The following is a 20,882-nucleotide window of genomic DNA, read 5'->3' as shown; positions in this document are numbered from 1 at the left end:
TCCATCGTCCAGTCCATTACCCCGTTTTTACCGGCTAATTAGCATATTCAATTTCTGATAATGGGTATTTATCAGTTAAATCTCGCACCTTTTGCGCGACTTCTGCCAAAACTTGCTCGTCCTCAGGGTGCGTCATAACTTGCAAAATTAATTCCGCAACCTTTTTTGCCTCGGCTTCTTTAAAACCACGGGTGGTAATCGCTGGGGTTCCAATCCGGATTCCAGACGTCACAAAGGGGCTAAGTGGTTCGTTTGGAATTGATTCTTTATTGACCGTAATCGCAACTGAATCCAACAAAATTTGCGCTTCTTTTCCATTCAAGCCCGTTTTCGTTAAATCTAGGTTGAATAAATGATTATCGGTCCCGCCTGAAACTACATGGACCACTGGAGAAGCCTTGAAGACTTCAACCATGGCCTTGGCATTCGCAATGACTTGTTGCCCGTACGCTTTAAAGCTAGGCTGTAAATCTTCGTAAAAGGCCGCTGCTTTCCCCGCAATCACTTGCTCTAATGGGCCACCTTGCGTTCCCGGGAAAATCGCTGAATCTAACTTTTTACCTAATTCGGCCTTAGCTAAAATCAATCCTCCACGTGGTCCTCGCAAAGTTTTGTGCGTCGTCGTGGTTACAACATCCGCGATTCCAACTGGCGATGGGTGAACACCGGCAGCGACTAACCCAGCAATATGGGCCATATCAACCATCAAATAAGCGCCAACTTCGTCAGCAATAGCGCGGAAACGATCAAAATCAATAAAGCGTGAATAAGCTGAGGCCCCCGTCACAATCAACTTTGGATGATATTGGTGGGCTAAAACTTCGACTTCATCATAGTTAATTAATTCATTCTCATCTAACCCATAAGAATGGAATCGGTACATTTTTCCAGAAAAGTTAACTGGTGATCCATGTGTTAAATGACCACCATCGTTTAATCCCAAGCCTAAAACATCATCGCCGGGCGCTAATAAAGCGGCATAAACGGCGGCATTAGCTTGTGAACCAGAGTGCGGTTGCACATTAGCATATTCAGCGCCAAATAATTCCTTGGCGCGGTCGATCGCTAATTGCTCAATCTGGTCAATATATTCCGTTCCACCGTAATAGCGTTTGCCTGGATAACCTTCAGCATACTTATTTGTCAAAATACTACCTTGTGCAGCCCGAACTCCCGCAGAAGCAATATTTTCAGAAGCAATCAGTTCCACGTTATGCTCTTGCCGTTTTGCTTCACGATCAACCGCTGACCATAATTCAGGATCAAATTCACGATAATTCATTTAACACGCTCCTTTTTTACTTAAATATAAATATATAATCTTGTTGCGACCACTTTATCATGTTTAAACCATTATCCTATTACTTACATTACATAGGTAATAAATTTAAATCACATAAATTCTGCCACATCAAAATATTGACCACCGGCTGCTTTATTTAAACGATTATTATAAGCTCCATTCGCTGGCGTGTCAGCTAACCGCGCCACCAAAATCGTTTTTACCATGGGCTGGTCATCGAAATTACGTAACCCAGCAAATAATTTTGCCGCCGCGCTGGCATCATTTTCACCTAATGGCCAAACAAAGTCCATCCCCGCTAATTGATGTTTTTCAACCAATTGATCAGGGAGCATCAAACCGACAGGGGCCAATTGTCCTTGCGCCCAGATGATAGCTTGAGTCCAATCCGCTTCTTTAACCATATAGACATCTTTGTCTGGCGCATAATGCCGATATTTCATACCCGGTGCTTTAGGCACCTCATCTGCTGCTACGTGATGTTCAAAAGAATCAACTGGCCCCCCTAAAACAGCTTCAATTTCAGGACCGGTAATTTTACCTGGTCGTAAAATAGCAGGACTGTCGGTTGATAAATCAATCACTGTTGATTCAACTCCAATCTTGGTGGCACCATCATCAACCACTCCGGCAATCTTACCGTGTAAATCATGGTAGACATGCTCAGCAATGGTGGGGCTAGGCTTTCCAGAGGTATTCGCCGATGGTCCCACTAAGGGTGAACCCACCGCATTAATTAATTGCCGCGTAACTGCATTATCGGGAAGCCGGGAAGCTACCGTCTGTAAGCCACCCGTCACTAATTTTGATAATTTATCTGGTACCACTGGTAAGATAATGGTCAATGGTCCCGGCCAAAAGGCATCCATTAATTGCTGGGCTTGCTCACTCACCTGAGCATAATCACGCACTTGGCTAGGCGTGGCAACGTGAACAATCAACGGATTATCAGAAGGTCGTCCCTTTGCTGCATACACTTTACTAACTGCTTTTTCATTGAACGCATCTGCTCCCAAACCATAGACGGTCTCAGTCGGAAACGCCACTAGACGCCCCCGTTTTAAGGCTGTAACAGCTGCGCTTAAATCGGTCGCTTGCCATATTTTTGTTTCCATATTTGCCTTCTCACTCTTTTTTCAATATTTCATTTTACATCTTAGTTCATCCGCTTAACTTGCAGCATTCGATCATGTCCACTAAAATCTTGCCGTAATTCAACTTGAACCTCGGGCAAAGTTTCAAACAACTCCACTAAAGCTGGCCCTTGCAAATAGCCAATCTCAAAATAGGCTGTCCCCTGCGGCGCTAGATAATCTAATAAATGCTGGGCTATTAGCTTATATAAAGCTAACCCTTGATCGTCTGCAAACAAAGCTAATTCCGGTTCATAAAAAAGAACCGAATCATCCATCACTGTTTTTTCATTCTCCGCAATATAAGGCGGATTAGACACAATCACATCAAATTGTCCTTCAATTTGGGAAAATAAATCGCTCTGTTGCCACGTAACGGCTGGCGCATACTTTTTTCCATTGACTTTTGCCACAGCCAAAGCCTCGGCCGAGATATCACTCCCTAGCACTTGCCAAGCTGGGCGTTCAGCCTGCAAAGTAATCGCAATTACCCCTGAACCAGTCCCAACGTCTAAAACGCGTTGGGTGGTTTGGGGCTGATCTTTTAAAATCCAATCTACTAACTCTTCGGTCTCTGGACGTGGAATCAAAACCCGCCGATCAACTTGAAATTCGCGACCGTAAAATGGCGCATGCCCCAAAGCATATTGCACGGGCTCCCCGCCTTTAAGGGCGCGCACCGCGACCATGAAGCGGATCCGTTTGGGATCTTCAATCACTGTATTTAAATTATTATTCAATTGACTATAATTCCAGTCCATCATGCCTGTTAATAAATAGTCTAATTGATTTTCACGATCGGTTTGATCTTGAATATAAGGTTCTAATTGCCAATTACCCCATTGCCGTAAAGCTTCAAAAGTCCATTCTTCTTCAAACATAAGCTATTTCTTCAATTCCTCAAGCTGGGCGGTCTGATCAGCAATCACCAAAGCATCGATAATATCTTCTAATTCACCATTCATAATACGATCTAACTTGTTCAACGATAAGCCAATCCGGTGGTCGGTGACCCGATTTTGCGGGTAATTATACGTCCGAATCCGCTCCGAACGATCGCCCGTTCCAACCGCCGTCTTTCGCATCTCTGAATACTCCGCTTCATTTTGCGAGGCGTAGTAGTTATAAACACGCGCCTTCAAAATTTCTAATGCCTTGGCCCGATTTTGTTGCTGCGAACGTTGATCCTGCATTGCAACCACCACCCCCGTGGGAATGTGGGTCATCCGCACGGCTGATGAAGTTTTGTTAATATGCTGTCCCCCAGCCCCAGAAGACCGATACACATCGACCCGGAGGTCTTTGTCTTCAATCTCAATATCAACATCTTCATATTCTGGCATCACCCCAACCGTCGCTGTTGAAGTATGTACGCGGCCAGCCGATTCGGTCTCGGGCACCCGTTGAACACGGTGCGCCCCATTCTCAAATTTCAACTTAGAATAAACATTATTCCCTTGAATCATCAAAACTAATTCTTTATAACCACCAATTTCAGTTCGGTTTTCATCAATCACTTGAATCGTCCAACCTTGCTTTTCGGCATAGCGTGAGTACATTTCATACAAATTACCCGCAAAAAGCGCTGCTTCATCCCCACCAGCGGCCCCATGAATTTCCATAATAATATTTTTATCATCATTAGGGTCTTTGGGTAACAACATAACCTTCAGTTGATCTTCTAGGTTCACTTTTTCCGCCGTTAATTCCTTAATTTCTTCTTTGGTAATTTCTTCCATTTCTGGATCAAGCTTTTCTTGCAAAAGCTCTTTATCACCAGCTAAATCAGCCGAGACTTCCTGGTAATGCTTAAAAGTTTCCACCGTCTCGCGAAGTGAACCTTCTTCTTTTGAAAGTTCCATAAACCGTTTGGTGTCACTAATAACATCTGGATCACTCAACATTTCACTCACTTCATCGTAGCGGTCAACTAGCGCTTGCACCTTTTCAAAAATTTCGTCCATTATCATTATTCCTTTTCTAAACTTTGGAGATGTTGTTCAATCATAGCTAAATCAGGGTGCTGATAGTGCCGTCGACAAACGGGCATATAGGCCTCATCGCCCCCAATTTGGATTTGCGCACCACTATAAACGGGTTGCCCATCCGCAATCCGCAAATTCATGGTTGCTTTGCGCGTACAAAATGAGCACAGCGTTTTCATTTCTTCAATTTTATCAGCATAGATTAATAAGGCTTCTGAACCGACAAATAACTGATTAAATGCATCCTGTTTTAACCCAAAGGCTAAGACTGGGATATTTAAATCATCAACAATTTGGGTTAATTCTAAAACTTGAGCTTTCGTTAAAAATTGGGCTTCATCAATAAGCACCGCTGAAATATCATCAGTGACTGGTCGAATAATTGCGGCCAAATCGTCATCCGGTGAAATTGCTCGCGCAGTCCGCTGCAACCCGATTCGTGAAGCAATCGCTCCAATTTCGGTCCGATTATCAAAAGCACTCGTTAATAGTAAAACTTTCCGGCCCTGACTTTCATAATTGTGTGCAACTTTTAAAATCTCAATACTCTTACCACTGGCCATTGCGCCGTAACGAAAGAATAACTGTGCCATAATCTACCACCCCTTTTTAATCTATCTTAATTATTATACACGAAAATCATTGTCGTTCGATGAATTATCCGTGTCTTTCCTTCGTAAAATGACCAAGCCTCAACTAATTTGATTGAACTCATCTTATCAACAAAAAAGGCACCCTCAAGCAACGAGAATGCACTTAATTTTGCCAAACTAGCTAAAACGATTCTGGTTCAACTGGCGCCAACTTAGCTTTCCAATCAATTTCTGGATATTTACGCTTTAAGATAATCGCCAACATCCGTAAAGCTAAATTACCATTCCGCGTTAAAATTGGCCCGTGAAAATAGGTACCAAACACATTTTTATAGATTAAGCCTTCGCCGTGATCCTCACCATTATTTCCATTCCCGGACAAAACGTTCCCAAGGGGGCGCTCATTATCCGCAATAAAGGTCCGGCCTTGATGATTTTCAAAACCTACATAAATCTGTCCAGTTTCTTCACTTTGGATGCGAATGTTACCAGTAAACCGATTATGCGGTTGATTTAACGTGTAATGACGCATCGCTGAAATCCCCTCCACGCGCGTCCCATCAGCCAACAAGAAATATTCACCAAGCAGCTGGAATCCACCACAAACCCCTAAGAAAGGTCCATCAGCTTCAATATAGCGCTTAATGGCTGCGGACTTTGTAGGCAAATCAGCAGCGACCACTTGTTCTTCATAGTCTTGACCACCGCCAAACAGCACGAAATCGTACTTTTGGTCATGGAATTCATCCCCAATTGAGACCACATCCACGTTAAAATCCACCCCAATTTGCTGTGCATAATAGCGTAAAGCCACTAAGTTCCCATAGTCGCCATACGTATTCATCAAATCAGCATATAAATGTGCGGCGTTAATCTGATATTTAGCCATGCTTATTCCCCCATCTGATGATTTTTAAGATAACCGCGCTGGGCTAATTGTTCTCGTAATTGCAACATTGCCGTGTAGGTCGCCATGACATATACATTTTTCGTCGGCATCTTTTCAATGGCACCAACAACTTGCTTCATGCTTGGATAGAACGGGTGATCTCCAAATCCCGACATCTTCAATCGAACATACACGTCCTTATACCGCTCACCACCAGTGGCCAAAGCTTGCACGTTCATGTCTTTCAAATCTTCAAATTCAGCGTCCCAGATCCAACTCGTATCAATTCCATCTGCATAGTTTGCATTCAACAAAACCATCACTGATTTCGGATCAGGGTCAGTCTTCATCATTTCCAAGACTTGGTTAGCACCCACAGGATTTTTAATCAATACAATCGTAACGGCTTTATCTTTGACTTGAATCTGTTCTTGTCGACCAAAAATTTGCTCATTCGATTCAAACGCATGGTGAATTTGGGTTTTTGAAACACCTAAGGTCCGACCAACCGTATAAGCGGCCAAAGCATTATAAATATTGTACATCCCGCCGATTTCAATTTGATAGGTTTCACCATCAAGATCAAAATTAGAGAATTTAGGCGTTAACTGATTCAACTTTGTCACCGCATAATCTAATGTAGGCCGTTTAAAATCATCCGTCTTTGAGAAATAATCACCCTGATTTGCAAACGTCCGGAAATGGTATGACAAAATACTGTTATCCGTGGGTGACAAAATCCCATCCGTGTTATGAGGAGCCCGTTCATCACCCTTAGCTGGAACATGATTAAAACCAAAATTAACGCGTGGATTTGGTAAATCACCCCGCATAAAGATTGGCGAATCAGCGTTCACAAACAAAGTGGCTTCCGGTACCAAACGAATTCCCCGCAAGATCTTCTCATAGGTGGTATAAATTTCACCATAACGATCCAACTGATCACGGAAAATATTAGTCAAGACAAACGCTTTAGGTTTTAATTGGCGGCTAACTTCCTCAACATTGGCTTCATCAACTTCTAAGACTAATAACGGCTTTTGTGTCCGATCTTTAACCTTGGCCGACAACATCGTTCCAGTAATTCCTTGAAGCATATTTGAACCAGAATGATTCGTAATCACATCCGTATACTTTTCTCGCAAAACACGCGTAATTAAAGTGGTCGTCAACGTTTTTCCATTCGTTCCCGTGACTAAAATAACATTGTATTGATTGGCCATCGTTTGTAATACATTCGGATCAATTTTCATGGCCAATGTACCGGGAAGGGAGGTTCCACCCCGATGGAAAACTTTGGTTAACACAAAATAAGTTGACTTTCCAACCATTTTGGCAAAGCTACTTTTTATCGTCATATTACATGCCTCGCATTTTTATATAATTTAGTTTATTTTACAAATTGTGCTGATAAAGTCAAATATTCATCCAAATCAGCTTGAATTGCTTTAACACCTTGCTCCCAGAAATCAGGTTGTGTCAAATCCACATGTAGATGCTTCAGTGCTAGTTCTTCAGTCGTCATCGCAGCCGTGTCTTGCAATAATTCAATATAGGCTGCTTCAAAGTTTGGTTGCTGCTTAGCCCACGTATAAATACCTAGACTAAACAAGTATCCAAAGGTGTATGGGAAATTATAGAAAGGTACATCGTCCGCGTAAAAATGAAGCTTTGAGGCCCAGAAGTGGGGATGCCAGGTCGTTAAGACACCTTGGAAAGCGGCTTTTTGGGCCGCTTCCATCATTTCATTTAACCGACTAGCTGGCACATATCCAGCCTGACGCTCTTGATAAAACTGCCGCTCAAAGCGGTAACGGGCGTTGATGTTCATAAACATAGCGACCGGATTAGCTAATTTAGCATCTAATAAAGCTACCCGTTCGGCATCACTCTGTGCATTTTGTACATTGGCATCATTAACCACTAGCTCGGCAAAAGTTGAAGCCGTCTCAGCGACGTTCATCGCGTAATTATTTCGCAAGTATGGCAAATCTTTTAAGACTTCAGTATGGAAACCATGCCCTAATTCATGTGCAATCGTTGCCGCATCATTAGGTGAACCCGTAAAGGTCAAAAAGATACGTGATTCTTGTAAATCTGGCACACTCTCCATCCAGCCCCCCGGTTGCTTACCCGGCCGGTTTTGCGCTTCAATCCATTGCTTTTCAAACGCGTTTTGTGCAAATTGCGCCATCTTGGGTGAATATTTAGCAAAATTTTCAATAATCAATTGTGCCGTTTCATCATAACTCATTTTTTGCGCTTGATAATTACCTAATGCGCCTAAAGGTGCCGTTTGATCTTGCCAACCTAACTCCGTAACCCCTAATAATTCAGCACGCCGTTTGAAATAAGGTTTAAACATAGTTTGATGTTCTTCCACCACCTGCCACATCATATCTAAAGCAGCCTTCGACATCCGATTTAAGCGTAGGGGCTCAGTCAAAAAGTCCATTTCATGATGGGCATGTTGTTCCGTTAAACGTGCTCCAGCCAAATGATTCAAGGTATCAGCCGCCAAGTCTTCTACCTGCGCCCACATCTGTTCATATGCTTGCATGATGTGCGCTCGTACTTTAGCATCCGGGTAACCATCAATTTCATTCACAGCTTGTCCCGCCGAAATTGTCCGTTCTTGATTAAACTCATCAACATACGTCAATGTTAGACCACCAACCAAAGTCTCATAATGGCTAGACCACGCTGATAATCCATCTAACTGCATTTGATTGAATAATTGTTCGGTCGCCGGTGCTAACAACCGTTGCGCCGCAGATCGCATCTCTTGCACCGCAAATTTAATCGGTCCAATGGCCGGCTCTTCCACAAATACTTGAAAGACTGGTTCTGGCATCGATCCTAATAAGCGTTGAAGAATTTGCTCAGGTTCGGTCAATTGGGCAGCTAATTGCTCCAATTGAACCTGAATAGGCCGATAAATGGGATTTCCATAATTATCCGCTGCCCATGCATTAACGAATAAATCCAATGTCAATTGTCTTGATAACAGCGTCTGATATGCATCTAGTGCCTGCGTTACGGCCGGGAAAATGTTTTCATCTAATGCCCGATCAGCTAAAGCTTGCATAGTTTGCGTAAATTGTTGCAGCATTTCCTTAAATTCAGCTAAATGTTGTTGAAAATCCGCACCATTTACGCCCCCTTGATAAATTGAATCCAAATCCCAATTTAATTGATACATCTCAACAACCTCCAGCCTAATTTTATGTATTACAATGGCTAATCCCAATGTTATCAACCATCTTTAAAGTTCTTCAAACTATTTAGCCCGAATTTTATGTTCCATTCCATACAAAAAGTATACTGCAATTCCAATGACAAACCAAATCAACATCATCAATTTGGCATCCGTCCCAAGACCCAACAATACTAATAGGGCGGCCAAGGCTCCCACCCCCGGTAGCACGGGATACCATGGCATCTGAAAGGCTGGTTGCGCTAAGTCTTTGCCTTCCCGCGGACGTAATTTATAAATCCCCAAAGAAACAAAAACGAAGGCTACTAAAGTACCTGCTGAAATCAATTGAGCTAACTGCGCAAACTCAAAGCACGCAGTAATGATAATTGCCACCAAGGCCATCGTCCACAAGCCCACTTGCGGGGTCCCTTTAGCATCTAATTTACCTAATGATTGGGGTAACAATCCATCCCGACCAAAGGCATAAACTAAACGTGAACCCGCCATACTCATTCCAATTAAAGCACTAAACATTCCGACCACGGCAATCGAAGCGACAATCGCGGAAACCAAAGGATGTTGCGTCGCCCGTAGTGCCCATGCAACCGGTTCTGCATTGCCAGCATAGACACTTGATTTAAACATCCCGACCAAAACTAACGATACCGTGGAAAATAAAATAACGGCAATTAACAATGAGCCTAAAATTCCACGAGGCATAGTTTTACTAGGCTCCTTGGCCTCCGCGGAATTAGCGGCGATTGCATCAAATCCAATGTATGAAAGGAAAATACCAGACACTCCCGCCCAAATGCCTTGCCAACCACCATAAGGCCCAGGTTTTACGGCTGGGTCATAGGCTGGTACAAACGGATGTAAATTGGCGGGATGAAAAGCGGTTAAGCCAACAATTAAAAACAAAACAATCGCAAAGACTTTCGCCAAAACCAGTAATAATTCTACGCGAGTCGCATTTTTCACGCCCCGGCCCAATAACCAGGTTACCAATAAAATTGCTAAAATCGAGATAATATCTCCAAATCCGCCAGCACTCATCGGCACCGTCAAAACCCGTGGTAAATGTACGCCAAATTCTGCTAAGAGACCTCGTAAATTTGCAGATAGTCCGGCCCCAACAAACGCTAAGGCAATGAAATATTCGGCTAATAACGCCCAGCCAACAAGCCAACCTAAAAATTCACCAAATAAAACGTTAATCCATGAGTAAGCCGAGCCAGCAAAAGGCATCGTGGCCGCCATTTCAGCATACGCAAAAGCAATTAGACCCGCTACTACAGCCGCCAACAAAAATGAAATTACCACCGCTGGACCAGAATGTTGTGCTGCAATCACTCCTGGCAAAGTGAAAATGGATGCCGACACAATCGTTCCCACGCCCAGCGCCAAGAAATCTTTAACCCCCAAGACCCGTTGCAATTGAGAATCTTTATCTTCATAGTTACTAGCTTGCTCTCTTTGCGTCATTTGTTCCCAAATTTTCATAACCTACCCCTTTCATTCAGGCCTAATCATCACATAATTATCTAATAATACCCAATTAAACCCTGATAAGCAATTAAATTTATTAATGCACTTGATAAATTTTTTCATCAATTAAATCAAAACTAGGAAATTTGCGATTGATGGCTTTTAGCGGCTTCAAATGCGCAGTTTGCCAAAATTCCGCCGAATTAGTCGCACCATTCACTTCACCTATGACCAAAAACTCACCTGCATAATGTGCCCGCACCCATTTTAAAATTTCGACATCCAACGTTGCGTTATCTGGTGCCCAACTCATTAAAAGCACTTCGCTTTGCTGCGCATTAATTGCTAACGCCTGCAAGGCATCCAAATCTTCCACCTCTGTTACAGCGGGCATAACATTTACATCTGGCTGATTTTTCCAGCTCAAATTATCAACTGCTTGATGCTTGACATCTGGGGTTAAGGCCCGCAAACCGGCGGTTAAATAACCACGCCCCGCCATCAGTTCCAAAGTTGAACGCTGACCCAGATAAGCCTGTAACGCGCCTAACCAAGGCGTTGAAACATACCCATACATTTGATAGTTAGTAATTAAAAGATCCCGAAAATTATGCAGCCACTGATCTAACGCTTCTAAATCATCTAGGGACCTTTGCCACGCTTGATTCCCTAAATCCGGTTGCGTGGGATAACGCTTTAAGATAACCTGCTGAACTTCCCCCACCATTGCTTCATCGACTTCCAACCATGGTAAATTGGGTGGTAATAAACCGGCATGTAAGGCTTCCACAACTTGCTGTACTTGCTTTAACAACGCTTGAATGGTCGTAATCTGCTCAAATTTATGTTGATAAATAAACAGCTCACTAAGTACAGAGGACTCAGTGAGCTGGCGTTCATCAACCTTAATCAGTTGATTTAACATCATTAAAATAAATCTCCTTGCTGAATATGGGACCCGTTATCGGCGCCTTGATCAGCACTAAATATACTATTCTTCTCCACGAAATGGCGGTTGATAATCTGAAAAATATCAAAACGCTCTTGGTCGGTCAAAGGCTTACCGTTGTAATCAATCTCTTTCCCCGATAAAAACAAGAGGGATAAATCAGTTTTTTCAACACTAACTCTTCCAACCAAAAAATCCATGGTCACATCAAAAAAATCCGCCAATTTTCGAACTTCTACATATGAAGGCGAACGATCGCCACGTTCCCAATTCCCGATTTGTGCGGCAGTATTAGGTTTTTGTCCTGGATCAAGCTGTTGATTAAGCGCTTCTGCCAACGTTTCAAGCGTGATATTACGGCTTTTACGTAATTCACGTAATCGTTCTGGAAACATGTGATTCTCACTCCTCCTTTTTTAAGCTCATAATTTTGGTTCAAACAAATCTAATTTTTAACGAAAATCAATTAATTTTACCACTAAATTTAACAGATTGCTAGTTATTAAACTTGCAAAATAGTCACATCCACCGTCACGGTTGGGAGTGGCTGCTGTTCTGCGGCAACTTGCATCTCAGCACGAGCACCCCAATGCAAAGGAGTCATATGTAATAAATCAACCCATAAGGCCTGTGGAATGGCCCACTGATACTGCACAATTTGCTTGTTTGCCTCCGGATATTGCTGTATAAAGCGTTCGACCACTGCTTGATTATCGTAAGTATAATTTTTAGAATCTGGTAAATATAATTTTTCCCGTAATTCCTGCAAATAACCGGCATTGGGCACTACTTTGACTAAGGTCCCTTGGGGTTTTAAAACGCGCTGAAATTCATGATAGGCACTCGGTGAAAAGAATTCAATAATGGCATCAAAGACCTGATCATTAAATGGTAGTTGGGCTAAATCAGCTACCGCAAAAAACGCGTCCGTATCCAATTGCGTCGCCAGTTGAACGCCTGCCTTACTAATATCAAACCCAACCGCGATATCGGGTGTTTGACTGGAACGCTGCGCTAACAAGCGCGCTAATGGCGTCCCTTCGCCAGTCCCAACATCTAAAATCGTTTGGGGTGTCGCTGGTAAACTTTGATTAACCGCTTGAATAATCCCATCAAATAATCCGGCCGTTAAAATGCGGCGGCGGGCAGCTAACATCGCATCATCGTATTCCGTATTCACCGCATGCTTCAAAAAGACCATGCTCCCTTTTTTATTTAAATCTAGCTGATGCCCCAACGGACAAACTAAACTGGTGTCTTCAATTTTGGCATAAGGTTGATCACAAACGCCACATTTAAATAAAGCCAGATTATTTTGGAGGAATTGCCGACCTTTATCAATTTTTTTCATTTTTTTATCCATTCATAATTAATTCTTATTTTTATAATATAAGTAGACCGGAACCCCTGCAAGTACCATGATTAAAGAGGTGACGGCTCCACTAAAGTCATTTTGCAACGTTGAAATAATAACAAAGCTACCACCCACAATTCCAACTAAGGGCGTAAGCGGATAAAGTGGTGTTTTAAAATCAACGACGTATCCACCATTTTTTTGCCTTCGTCGTAAGATGAATACCCCAATAAAAGCTAAAACGTAAAAAATCCAGACCGTAAAAATCGCCATATCAGATAGCCGATCTGCCGAATTAGTGCAAGTTGTAATAAAAATAGCTGCTAGCCCAATCGTCATTGTGGCTGCGGCTGGGACATGCGTTCGTGTAGTTAAGTGCCCGAGATATTTGGGGAAATAACCATCATCAGCCATCGCATGGGCCATCCGCGGAAAAGCGACCATTTTACCATTCAAAGTTCCCAACATTGAAATAATAATAATAATTGCTAATAACCGACCTCCGATTGCCCCAAAGGCGGCTTGAATGACCGCAAAGACCGCATTATCACCCAAGGATACAATCGTGTGGGCTGGCAAAGCACGGTAGACTCCATAAGTCACCCCGACATACGCCAATATAATCGTTAAAACCCCGAGGACAATTGACAGTGGTAAATCCCGCCGCGGATTTTTCATTTCTGCGCGGATATTGGCGACTAACACCCAGCCATCATAAGCAAATAAAGTCGCTAAAATCGCCATTCCAAAGCTACCGCTGGTCGTTTGGGTCACCTGATGCGCCGTTGTACCGATCGCATCCGCTTGTCCAAAAAATAGACCATATAATACTAAAATAACAATTGGCACCAACTTAATAGTCGTCGTTAAAACCGCAAAACCAGCGGCCACACGGTGGTCTAATAAATTAATTCCCATGACAAATAAGATATAGATAACACCAATCCAGCGCACTAAACCAAGATCCAAATTTAAAAAATTAGCCGTCAAATGGGCCGCATAACCTCCAATTGAGGCAATCACTGCCGGAGCATACACCACAACTTGCGACCAACCCGTCAAAAAGCCTGTTAAATGACCATAAATATCATCTAAATAGCTATAAAATCCACCAGCTTTGGGTACCCGGGCTCCAACTTCAGCAATCGTCAGCCCCGCGGCCAAAGTAATGATTCCACCCACAATCCAAGCCATTAAGCCCGCAACAGGGCTTCCAGCCGTTTCTAAAACGCTGGCTTGTTTAAAAAATATTCCTGACCCAATCACCGTTCCGATTACTAAAGATAACCCTGATGCCAGTCCTAAATTCGGTTTATAACCACTCTCTTGTCCCTCATGCATACCCAATCCCCCATTGCTTTTAAATTAAAAAACTCTAATAATCATAGCATGCCTGCCTAGCATTAAACAAGCGTTCCCACTAATCTTTACGCATATTTTTTGATTGCATTTCGTTTCTCTCCCCACTGTCAAAGATGTTCAGTGCTTAGCTTGACCAAACAAAAAGGATTGACACTCCTAAAAGCGCATCAATCCAATTAAAATAGCTATTTAACCCATCTGGCTAATTTTTTAATTTTAAGCCTCGTCATACCAGCTATAGTGGTACATTTCACCGGCTGGCTTGTCAACACGTTCGTAAGTGTGAGCACCGAAGTAGTCACGTTGAGCTTGGATCAAGTTCGCAGGCAAAACTTCTGAACGATATGAATCGTAGTAAGCAACCGCTGCTGACAATGAAGGAGCAGGGATACCAGCTTGCACGGCTAAAGCAATAACACGCCGAGCTGCATCTTGATATTTTTCGGCAATTCCCTTGAAGTAATCATCCAACAAAAGATTATGCAAATCAGCATTGCTATCGTAAGCATCCGTAATCCGTTGTAGGAAGCGGGCCCGGATAATTGCTCCAGCACGCCACAATTGAGCTAATTCACCAAATGGCAAATTCCAGTTATAGTAATCTGAAGCCATCCGCAATTGGTCAAATCCCTGTGCATAAGACATAATTTTTCCAAAGTACAAAGCCTTGCGGATATCTTCAATAGTTGCATCAATATCACCATTAAAAGTTTGAACAGGTCCATGTAGTTCCTTTGAAGCAGCTACTCGATCATCCTTCATTGCTGAAATGTAACGGGCATAAACTGACTCAGTAATTAATGATTGAGGTGCGCCAATTGCAAGCGCTGATTGTGAAGACCACTTACCAGTTCCTTTATTCCCAGCCCGGTCCAAAATCATATCAACCATCGGCTTGTCGCTACCCATGTCATCTTTACGCGTCAAAATATCGGCTGTAATCTCAATCAAATATGAATCAAGTTCACCTTCATTCCAACTCTTAAAAGTCTCAGCAAGTTGTTGTTGGTTCAACCCAACCACACGCTTCAACAAATCATATGTTTCAGCGATTAATTGCATATCACCATATTCGATGCCGTTATGCACCATCTTAACATAGTGTCCGGCTCCATCTGGTCCAATGTAGGTAACAGTTGGTTTACCATCTTCAGGGGCCTTAGCTGCAATTTCTTGCAAAATTGGGGCAACCAAATCGTAAGCTTCCTTTTGTCCACCAGGCATCATAGAAGGCCCTTGCAACGCACCTAACTCACCACCTGAGACGCCCATTCCGATGAAGTTGATTCCTGACTCTTCCAGGTGCTTTGAACGGCGAATTGTGTCCTCAAAGAAGGTGTTTCCACCATCAATCAAGATATCCCCCTTATCCAAGAATGGTAGCATTTCTTCGATTACGGCATCAGTTCCAGCTCCAGCTTTAACCATCAACAAAATCCGACGAGGGCGTTCGATTGAGTTAACGAAATCTTCTACTGTATAACTGGGTACAAACTTCTTATCTGCGTGCTTTTGGACCAAGTCCTCAGTCCGAGCACTTGAACGATTATAAACCGCAACAGTATAACCACGTGATTCAACGTTTAAGGCTAAATTACGCCCCATAACGGCTAATCCGGCTACACCAAAATTCGCTTTTTCCATCTGATTATCCCCCTTAAAAATATCCAGTAATTTATATTTTACTAATTAAATTATACACTGATAAATGCATTTTGCTTCACTAATTCACAAATTACTTATCCGTTTTTAAGTTAGTACCTTCTAAACAATTCAGGGCAAACAAAAAGCACTTATCCTCGCATATCTGCGACAGATAGGTGCTTTCCACGGAATTACAAATTACTTTGTTTCCAATTCTGCTTTACCCTTAGCCCAAGCTTGGATATTAACAATTTCTGCTTGACGCGCTTTCTTGTTTGCGTCGTGGCTCACTGGGCGCTTTCCTGCCCATGAGTTATATGGTGACCGAACAGCCATGATATTTACCTCCGTTTTGTTATCGATAACTGTACAATCATAGCGAATTTATCCACAAAAGTCAACAATTACGCCAAATTATTCCTAATTTTTACTAATTTCAACGCTTGAAAAAACCTGAAACCCAAAAAATGATGGTTGTTGCAATCATCAATAATAACATGACCCCTATCGTAATTAACCAACCACTATCAAAGTTGGCCATCGGGAGACTCTTAACATTTTCACCATAAAAACCGCTCACCATTGTTGGAATCGTTAAAATAATCGTCAACGCCGTCAACAGTTTCATCGTCCAATTTAGATTATTATTTGCAATCGCAGCATACGAATCTTCCACCTGGTTTGTCACCTGTTGTGATAATTCTCCTGTATCAACAGCTTGTTGTAATTCCACTTGGACATCTTCCAACCGTTCCAGCTGGGATGCGGTTAAAGGAATCAACTTTTGCCCTTGCAAAGACACCAACAACTCTTTATCACTATGTAATGAATTCAAGAGGTAGATAAGATCTGTCTGCAAACTCATCAATTCATCAATCTTAGTTTGTACCTGTTTGGTTTCGCGTAAGGCTCGCTGAATCGGTGCCCGACGCCGATTAATTTCCAAAATCACGGACTGGAAGCGACTAGAAACCACCCGTAATAAATCAATCAAGAGATCCGCCAACTGGACGGGTTGCTCGTCGGTCGATAACTGGCTACTAATTTTATTAATATACGTTTCGATATACCGTGTTTCAACCCGGGTAAATGTAATGAACTGTGCCCCCGTTTTTTCAATCATTATCCCAACCGGTTCGGTCGTTGCAATCGCCGAAGTGGGGGTTACAATATCAAAAATCATCAATAAATAATCACCATCCACTTCAACCCGAGCACTTTCGTACGGGTCAATTGCGTAATTAATCATCTCATTGGCAATTTGGTACTGTCGATGTAAAATCTTCCGGTCATCAGAGCTAACCTGATGAGCCCGAACCCACTTAAAATTATCAAATTCTTTTACATCTATCATCTTTTCCTCCGCTCATCCGCTTAGGATTAATTTTGTATTTTGTAAAATAAAAAACAGCCCAAGCCACGCCCAGACTGCTAATTAAATGCATTGCACCTAGTGTCGCCAAACTAATTTTCGACGAATTCGGTAGGCCCGGTCGCCAAAGACTTCTGGTCCAACATGGCTTTTTATAATCGCCAAGCCATAAATCAATCCACCTAAGAATACCATAACCACTAAAACTCCGAGTTGCGCTAAACGACTGGTATTGACTTGCAGCTCTAATAAACATGTCAAAGGTGAAATCACTCCAAACATAATCAAACCCCAAAATAAAATCACCATTAATGAATAATTAAAGTCAGTTATATCTAAAGGATATTCTCGCTTTAAATGCCATAAAATCCAAGATAAACCAATGAAGAAGGCAATTCCGGTTGAAATTAAAGGTCCCATTCCACCGAACAAAGCTACTGCTGGATATTGTAAGATCAGTTTTGCTAACAAAATCAAAGTCATCAAGTGGCTAGTTAACCGTAAACGCCCCAAACCTTGATAAATGGCCAAAGCAACCATATACACACCAAAAGCGAGTCCCACAAAGCTCGAAAGTTCAAGCATTAACACCCCATTTTCCACATCTGACATCCCATAAAAAAGAATATACAGTGGGCGGGCTACCGCCGCCATCCCCAGCGAAGCAGGAACCATCACAACCGCTAATAACTTAAAAATATACGAAATTTGATTCGCAATCGTCGTGGGCGTACCAATCGCACGAGCTCGTGACAACAAGGGTAACGTCGTCTCAGACATAGCCACTGCTAACGAAACCACCAACATGACGAGTTTATTTGAATTAAACGCAAATTGAGCAAACATTTGGTCAAGCATGTCTTGACTGACATTTGAAACCATATGCATAATTTTAAAGAAGGTAAATTGGTCAATCACTTGAACTAATGAAATAGCCGAACCCGCGTAGATCACCGGAATCGATTGTCGCGCCATCACCCCGATAAATGAACGCTTGGGATCACCCTTATTCTCATTAACAACAAATTGACCTTTTAAATAGTTTCGATGAAATAACATCCCGAGGAGTAAAACCGCCACTCCAGCGAGGGCACCCCAGAAGGCCGCAAACGTTGATTGGACGGTGGCATCCACCCAGTTGCCATGCTGACCGAGCATAATCCAAGCGGTCAAAACTAACATGTAAGCCACTCGTATAATCTGCTCTACCACTTGGGACAACGCGGACAATCCCATCATTTCCAGTCCTTGAACATATCCTCTCAGCATTGATAACACGGGGATAATTAAGACTGCGGCCGCCAAAGAACGAATCACTGGAATTACATTTGGATTTCCTTGGGATAACGGCCCTGCTAAAGCATATAAAGCCGCGCCGGCGATAATTCCCATCACACTTCCCAAAAGCAAAGATTGACGTAATACATCTTTCACATAGCCAAATTGCTTTTTGGCGGAAAATTCGGCAACCAGACGGGCTAACGCATTGGGCAATCCAGCCGTTGCAATCAACAAAGCCACCGAATAAATTTGATAACCTTGCGCGTATAAACCATTGGCTGCTGTCGTGTACGTAACCCCCAGCATCATCGACCAAGGAATGATATATAAGGCTCCTAACAAACGGGAAATCAAATTCCCAATGGTCATCCAAAGTGAACCACGCAGCATCTTACTTTGATTTTTTAACGCCTCATCCCCAACGTCTGACGTTTTTACCTCTTTAAATGATTTTGGTCGCTGATCGGCCGCCGTATTTTGCAGCGCACCTGATGCCAACTTTGAACCCGTTCGCTTGTCACTTGAACTTGTTCGCGTTTTCCACCCAATCTTTTGGTACTCATACGTATCGGAAACTTCCGTCACTTTAATATGATGATCCAACGTATCGACTTTTGTCCCATGTTCATCAGCCGGAAAAGTCACTTGTTTTCGTTTAGCTGGGCGAATTTTCACCTGATTAGGAACCGCTTGCTTACCACTACGCCCTGCGGCATCAAATTGCGCTTGCGACCGCTCTTTTGGATGATCCTTAATCTCCACTAACGGTTGACCGTCTAGTAAATTCCGGACTTCGCGGTAGGTCATCTCACGCCGAATTTTTTTACTCGTATGCGTTTCACCAGCCATGCCGTCTCCTTCCAAAATATCTACTCTAATAATGACGCTACACAGACTCGAACTGTGATCTAAGACTTAGGAGGTCCTTGTTCTATCCAGTTGAACTATAGCGTCAATAACTCGCACAGTCTAATTATACACGATTATCAAAAGTACGCGTTATCTAAAATAACTTCTTTACCAATGTCTAACAATTTCTTTGAGCTGATCCCACATGATTTGCAATGGATTAGCCACCGCCCCCCGCCGTTTTGTCTGGTATTGCAAAATCGGTCGGTTCTGTAAATAATCATCTAGTTTCGCATCCTTAAACTCAACCTGTTGCGCGGCGACTACCTGACCTTTGGCCACCGGTGCTGCTAAATGTTCATCTGTCACCTTTAATGTTTGCTGGGTCAACAATTCATCTTTGGGGGCAAAAACAGTCAACGGTTTTTGCGGTTTGACCGTTACCACACTTGCTTTTGCGGGCGCGTTTTTAACATGGATTTGTTGAGTCGGATTCAATTGTTTCAAATCCGTCTGAGTATCAACCTGCTTAAGCATCTTTTCAGTATCATTAACCACTGTTTCTTTATCTGCGTTTAAAATCACCGTGATTACGGGACGACCTTTCAACCAGGTATAACCAACCACATTAAATCCATCATTCGGTGTTAGACCCGTTTTTAAGCCTTGAAATTTAAAATTGGTACTTTTAACTAGCGGATTAGTCGTTTCCATTTTAGATGGTTGGCCAGCCTTGTCCGGAAAATCAGCGGATTGCTGTGCTGTAATTTTCAAAATTCGAGGATAGTCTTGCGCTAAACGTAATGACACTAACGCAATTTCGCGGGCGGATAATTTATTTTCCACTGTATCATCCAAATGATCAGACTTAAAAGGCCCCATATCCCCCTGACTTAATCCAGAAGCCGAAGTAATCTGAGCGTTATAGATCCCCCAGCTTGCTAACAATTGATTGGCTGCTTGGTAATAATTATTTTGGCTTCCAAACACTAAATCAGCCAAGGCAATCGCTGCTCCATTTGCTGAAGCAATCAAGGCTGCGCTCTCCAACTGTTCAACAGTATAGCCTTGATTGACAGTCATAGGAATATTGGCGACTTGACTATCTTGGCTAAAATCAGCCACTTCCTTTGAAACATGTACGACTTGATCATGCTTAATTTTACCATTTTGAACGGCCTGTTCCGTTAAATAAATCACCATTAACTTAGATAATGATGCGATTGGAAAACGTTTTCGATCATCGTGGGACGCTAAAACCTGTCCTGTTTTTACATCTACCACCATCCCAGCTTTTGCAGTTAAATCAGCCTCCACCACCGCGGCTTGTGTCATCGGCTGGAATAGAAAAAAGGCAATTAAAAAACCGCCTAAGAAGTGCCACCAAAACTTCATTGATTGATCCTCCTTTTGATAACATATTTTAATCTGTGATGCCGTAATCTTCCAGCATCAATTTTTGAATCAATTATACATAAAAG

At 42.6% G+C, this 20,882-nt stretch carries 18 protein-coding genes and 1 tRNA gene; all 19 read right to left on the bottom strand.

Going from position 1 to position 20,882, the window contains the following annotated elements; all coding sequences use genetic code 11:
* Positions 1 to 34: 34 nt before the first annotated feature.
* Positions 35 to 1,282: a serine hydroxymethyltransferase gene (gene glyA, locus IV73_RS02000; protein ID WP_057754133.1), complete on the bottom strand. Its 1,248-nt coding sequence runs from the start codon at positions 1,280 to 1,282 to the stop codon at positions 35 to 37.
* Positions 1,283 to 1,392: 110 nt separating this feature from the next.
* Positions 1,393 to 2,418 carry an L-threonylcarbamoyladenylate synthase gene (locus IV73_RS01995; protein WP_057754130.1) on the bottom strand — a complete coding sequence of 342 codons (1,026 nt, stop codon included), beginning with the start codon at positions 2,416 to 2,418 and terminating at the stop codon, positions 1,393 to 1,395.
* 41 nt (positions 2,419 to 2,459) lie between these two features.
* The gene (prmC, locus tag IV73_RS01990) at positions 2,460 to 3,317 is read right to left on the bottom strand and encodes a peptide chain release factor N(5)-glutamine methyltransferase (RefSeq protein WP_057754128.1); all 858 of its coding nucleotides are present in this window, start codon (positions 3,315 to 3,317) and stop codon (positions 2,460 to 2,462) included.
* Positions 3,318 to 3,320: 3 nt separating this feature from the next.
* On the bottom strand, positions 3,321 to 4,400 hold the full coding sequence (gene prfA / locus IV73_RS01985) for a peptide chain release factor 1 (RefSeq protein ID WP_057754125.1): 1,080 nt from the start codon (positions 4,398 to 4,400) through the stop codon (positions 3,321 to 3,323).
* A 5-nt stretch (positions 4,401 to 4,405) separates the two neighbouring features.
* Complete coding sequence (locus IV73_RS01980) at positions 4,406 to 5,014, bottom strand: thymidine kinase (RefSeq protein ID WP_057754122.1); 609 nt, start codon at positions 5,012 to 5,014, stop codon at positions 4,406 to 4,408.
* A gap of 181 nt (positions 5,015 to 5,195) precedes the next feature.
* Positions 5,196 to 5,903 (bottom strand): type 1 glutamine amidotransferase, encoded by a 708-nt coding sequence (locus tag IV73_RS01975; RefSeq protein WP_057754119.1) that lies wholly within the window; start codon positions 5,901 to 5,903, stop codon positions 5,196 to 5,198.
* 2 nt (positions 5,904 to 5,905) lie between these two features.
* On the bottom strand, positions 5,906 to 7,261 hold the full coding sequence (locus IV73_RS01970) for a Mur ligase family protein (RefSeq protein ID WP_057754115.1): 1,356 nt from the start codon (positions 7,259 to 7,261) through the stop codon (positions 5,906 to 5,908).
* 32 nt (positions 7,262 to 7,293) lie between these two features.
* Positions 7,294 to 9,105, bottom strand: a complete 1,812-nt coding sequence (locus IV73_RS01965) for a M3 family oligoendopeptidase (RefSeq protein ID WP_057754112.1) — start codon at positions 9,103 to 9,105, stop codon at positions 7,294 to 7,296.
* A gap of 78 nt (positions 9,106 to 9,183) precedes the next feature.
* Positions 9,184 to 10,605, bottom strand: coding sequence for an APC family permease (locus tag IV73_RS01960; protein WP_057754109.1), 1,422 nt, complete (start codon positions 10,603 to 10,605; stop codon positions 9,184 to 9,186).
* Positions 10,606 to 10,687: 82 nt separating this feature from the next.
* Positions 10,688 to 11,518, bottom strand: a complete 831-nt coding sequence (locus tag IV73_RS01955) for a hypothetical protein (RefSeq protein ID WP_057754107.1) — start codon at positions 11,516 to 11,518, stop codon at positions 10,688 to 10,690.
* Entirely contained in the window at positions 11,518 to 11,934 is a 417-nt protein-coding gene (locus IV73_RS01950; RefSeq protein ID WP_057754104.1) for a helix-turn-helix domain-containing protein, read from the bottom strand. The genes IV73_RS01955 and IV73_RS01950 overlap by 1 nt, the downstream gene beginning before the upstream one ends.
* 107 nt (positions 11,935 to 12,041) lie before the next feature.
* Positions 12,042 to 12,890 (bottom strand): methyltransferase domain-containing protein, encoded by an 849-nt coding sequence (locus IV73_RS01945; protein ID WP_057754779.1) that lies wholly within the window; start codon positions 12,888 to 12,890, stop codon positions 12,042 to 12,044.
* Between the two features lie 18 nt (positions 12,891 to 12,908).
* Positions 12,909 to 14,234, bottom strand: coding sequence for an APC family permease (locus IV73_RS01940; protein WP_057754101.1), 1,326 nt, complete (start codon positions 14,232 to 14,234; stop codon positions 12,909 to 12,911).
* A 237-nt stretch (positions 14,235 to 14,471) separates the two neighbouring features.
* Complete coding sequence (gene gndA / locus IV73_RS01935; RefSeq protein WP_057754098.1) at positions 14,472 to 15,899, bottom strand: NADP-dependent phosphogluconate dehydrogenase; 1,428 nt, start codon at positions 15,897 to 15,899, stop codon at positions 14,472 to 14,474.
* Between the two features lie 198 nt (positions 15,900 to 16,097).
* Positions 16,098 to 16,235, bottom strand: coding sequence for a hypothetical protein (locus IV73_RS06705; protein WP_169790291.1), 138 nt, complete (start codon positions 16,233 to 16,235; stop codon positions 16,098 to 16,100).
* A 100-nt stretch (positions 16,236 to 16,335) separates the two neighbouring features.
* A complete protein-coding gene (locus IV73_RS01930) occupies positions 16,336 to 17,253 on the bottom strand; it encodes a magnesium transporter CorA family protein (protein WP_057754095.1) in 918 nt (305 codons plus the stop codon).
* 96 nt (positions 17,254 to 17,349) lie between these two features.
* The gene (locus IV73_RS01925) at positions 17,350 to 19,401 is read right to left on the bottom strand and encodes a putative polysaccharide biosynthesis protein (protein ID WP_057754092.1); all 2,052 of its coding nucleotides are present in this window, start codon (positions 19,399 to 19,401) and stop codon (positions 17,350 to 17,352) included.
* A 32-nt stretch (positions 19,402 to 19,433) separates the two neighbouring features.
* Positions 19,434 to 19,506, bottom strand: a tRNA-Arg gene (locus tag IV73_RS01920).
* Positions 19,507 to 19,569: 63 nt separating this feature from the next.
* Complete coding sequence (locus IV73_RS01915) at positions 19,570 to 20,796, bottom strand: D-alanyl-D-alanine carboxypeptidase family protein (protein WP_057754089.1); 1,227 nt, start codon at positions 20,794 to 20,796, stop codon at positions 19,570 to 19,572.
* Positions 20,797 to 20,882: the final 86 nt, after the last annotated feature.

The organism is Weissella kandleri, assembly GCF_001438705.1.
In the GTDB taxonomy this organism is placed as follows: domain Bacteria; phylum Bacillota; class Bacilli; order Lactobacillales; family Lactobacillaceae; genus Weissella; species Weissella kandleri.
Note: the sequence above shows the minus strand (reverse complement) of the source record. Positions and strands in the feature narration are given on the sequence as shown.

What these genes read in the sequence shown, in the direction of transcription:
- glyA (WP_057754133.1), bottom strand. Translation starts at nt 1,282, where the DNA reads ATGAATTATCGTGAATTTGATCCTGAATTATGGTCAGCGGTTGATCGT.
- IV73_RS01975 (WP_057754119.1), bottom strand. Translation starts at nt 5,903, where the DNA reads ATGGCTAAATATCAGATTAACGCCGCACATTTATATGCTGATTTGATG.
- IV73_RS01950 (WP_057754104.1), bottom strand. Translation starts at nt 11,934, where the DNA reads ATGTTTCCAGAACGATTACGTGAATTACGTAAAAGCCGTAATATCACG.
- IV73_RS01995 (WP_057754130.1), bottom strand. Translation starts at nt 2,418, where the DNA reads ATGGAAACAAAAATATGGCAAGCGACCGATTTAAGCGCAGCTGTTACA.
- IV73_RS01980 (WP_057754122.1), bottom strand. Translation starts at nt 5,014, where the DNA reads ATGGCACAGTTATTCTTTCGTTACGGCGCAATGGCCAGTGGTAAGAGT.
- gndA (WP_057754098.1), bottom strand. Translation starts at nt 15,899, where the DNA reads ATGGAAAAAGCGAATTTTGGTGTAGCCGGATTAGCCGTTATGGGGCGT.
- IV73_RS01970 (WP_057754115.1), bottom strand. Translation starts at nt 7,261, where the DNA reads ATGACGATAAAAAGTAGCTTTGCCAAAATGGTTGGAAAGTCAACTTAT.
- IV73_RS01960 (WP_057754109.1), bottom strand. Translation starts at nt 10,605, where the DNA reads ATGAAAATTTGGGAACAAATGACGCAAAGAGAGCAAGCTAGTAACTAT.
- IV73_RS01940 (WP_057754101.1), bottom strand. Translation starts at nt 14,234, where the DNA reads ATGCATGAGGGACAAGAGAGTGGTTATAAACCGAATTTAGGACTGGCA.
- IV73_RS01915 (WP_057754089.1), bottom strand. Translation starts at nt 20,796, where the DNA reads ATGAAGTTTTGGTGGCACTTCTTAGGCGGTTTTTTAATTGCCTTTTTT.
- IV73_RS06705 (WP_169790291.1), bottom strand. Translation starts at nt 16,235, where the DNA reads ATGGCTGTTCGGTCACCATATAACTCATGGGCAGGAAAGCGCCCAGTG.
- IV73_RS01945 (WP_057754779.1), bottom strand. Translation starts at nt 12,890, where the DNA reads ATGAAAAAAATTGATAAAGGTCGGCAATTCCTCCAAAATAATCTGGCT.
- IV73_RS01925 (WP_057754092.1), bottom strand. Translation starts at nt 19,401, where the DNA reads ATGGCTGGTGAAACGCATACGAGTAAAAAAATTCGGCGTGAGATGACC.
- IV73_RS01930 (WP_057754095.1), bottom strand. Translation starts at nt 17,253, where the DNA reads ATGATAGATGTAAAAGAATTTGATAATTTTAAGTGGGTTCGGGCTCAT.
- IV73_RS01965 (WP_057754112.1), bottom strand. Translation starts at nt 9,105, where the DNA reads ATGTATCAATTAAATTGGGATTTGGATTCAATTTATCAAGGGGGCGTA.
- prfA (WP_057754125.1), bottom strand. Translation starts at nt 4,400, where the DNA reads ATGGACGAAATTTTTGAAAAGGTGCAAGCGCTAGTTGACCGCTACGAT.
- IV73_RS01955 (WP_057754107.1), bottom strand. Translation starts at nt 11,518, where the DNA reads ATGATGTTAAATCAACTGATTAAGGTTGATGAACGCCAGCTCACTGAG.
- prmC (WP_057754128.1), bottom strand. Translation starts at nt 3,317, where the DNA reads ATGTTTGAAGAAGAATGGACTTTTGAAGCTTTACGGCAATGGGGTAAT.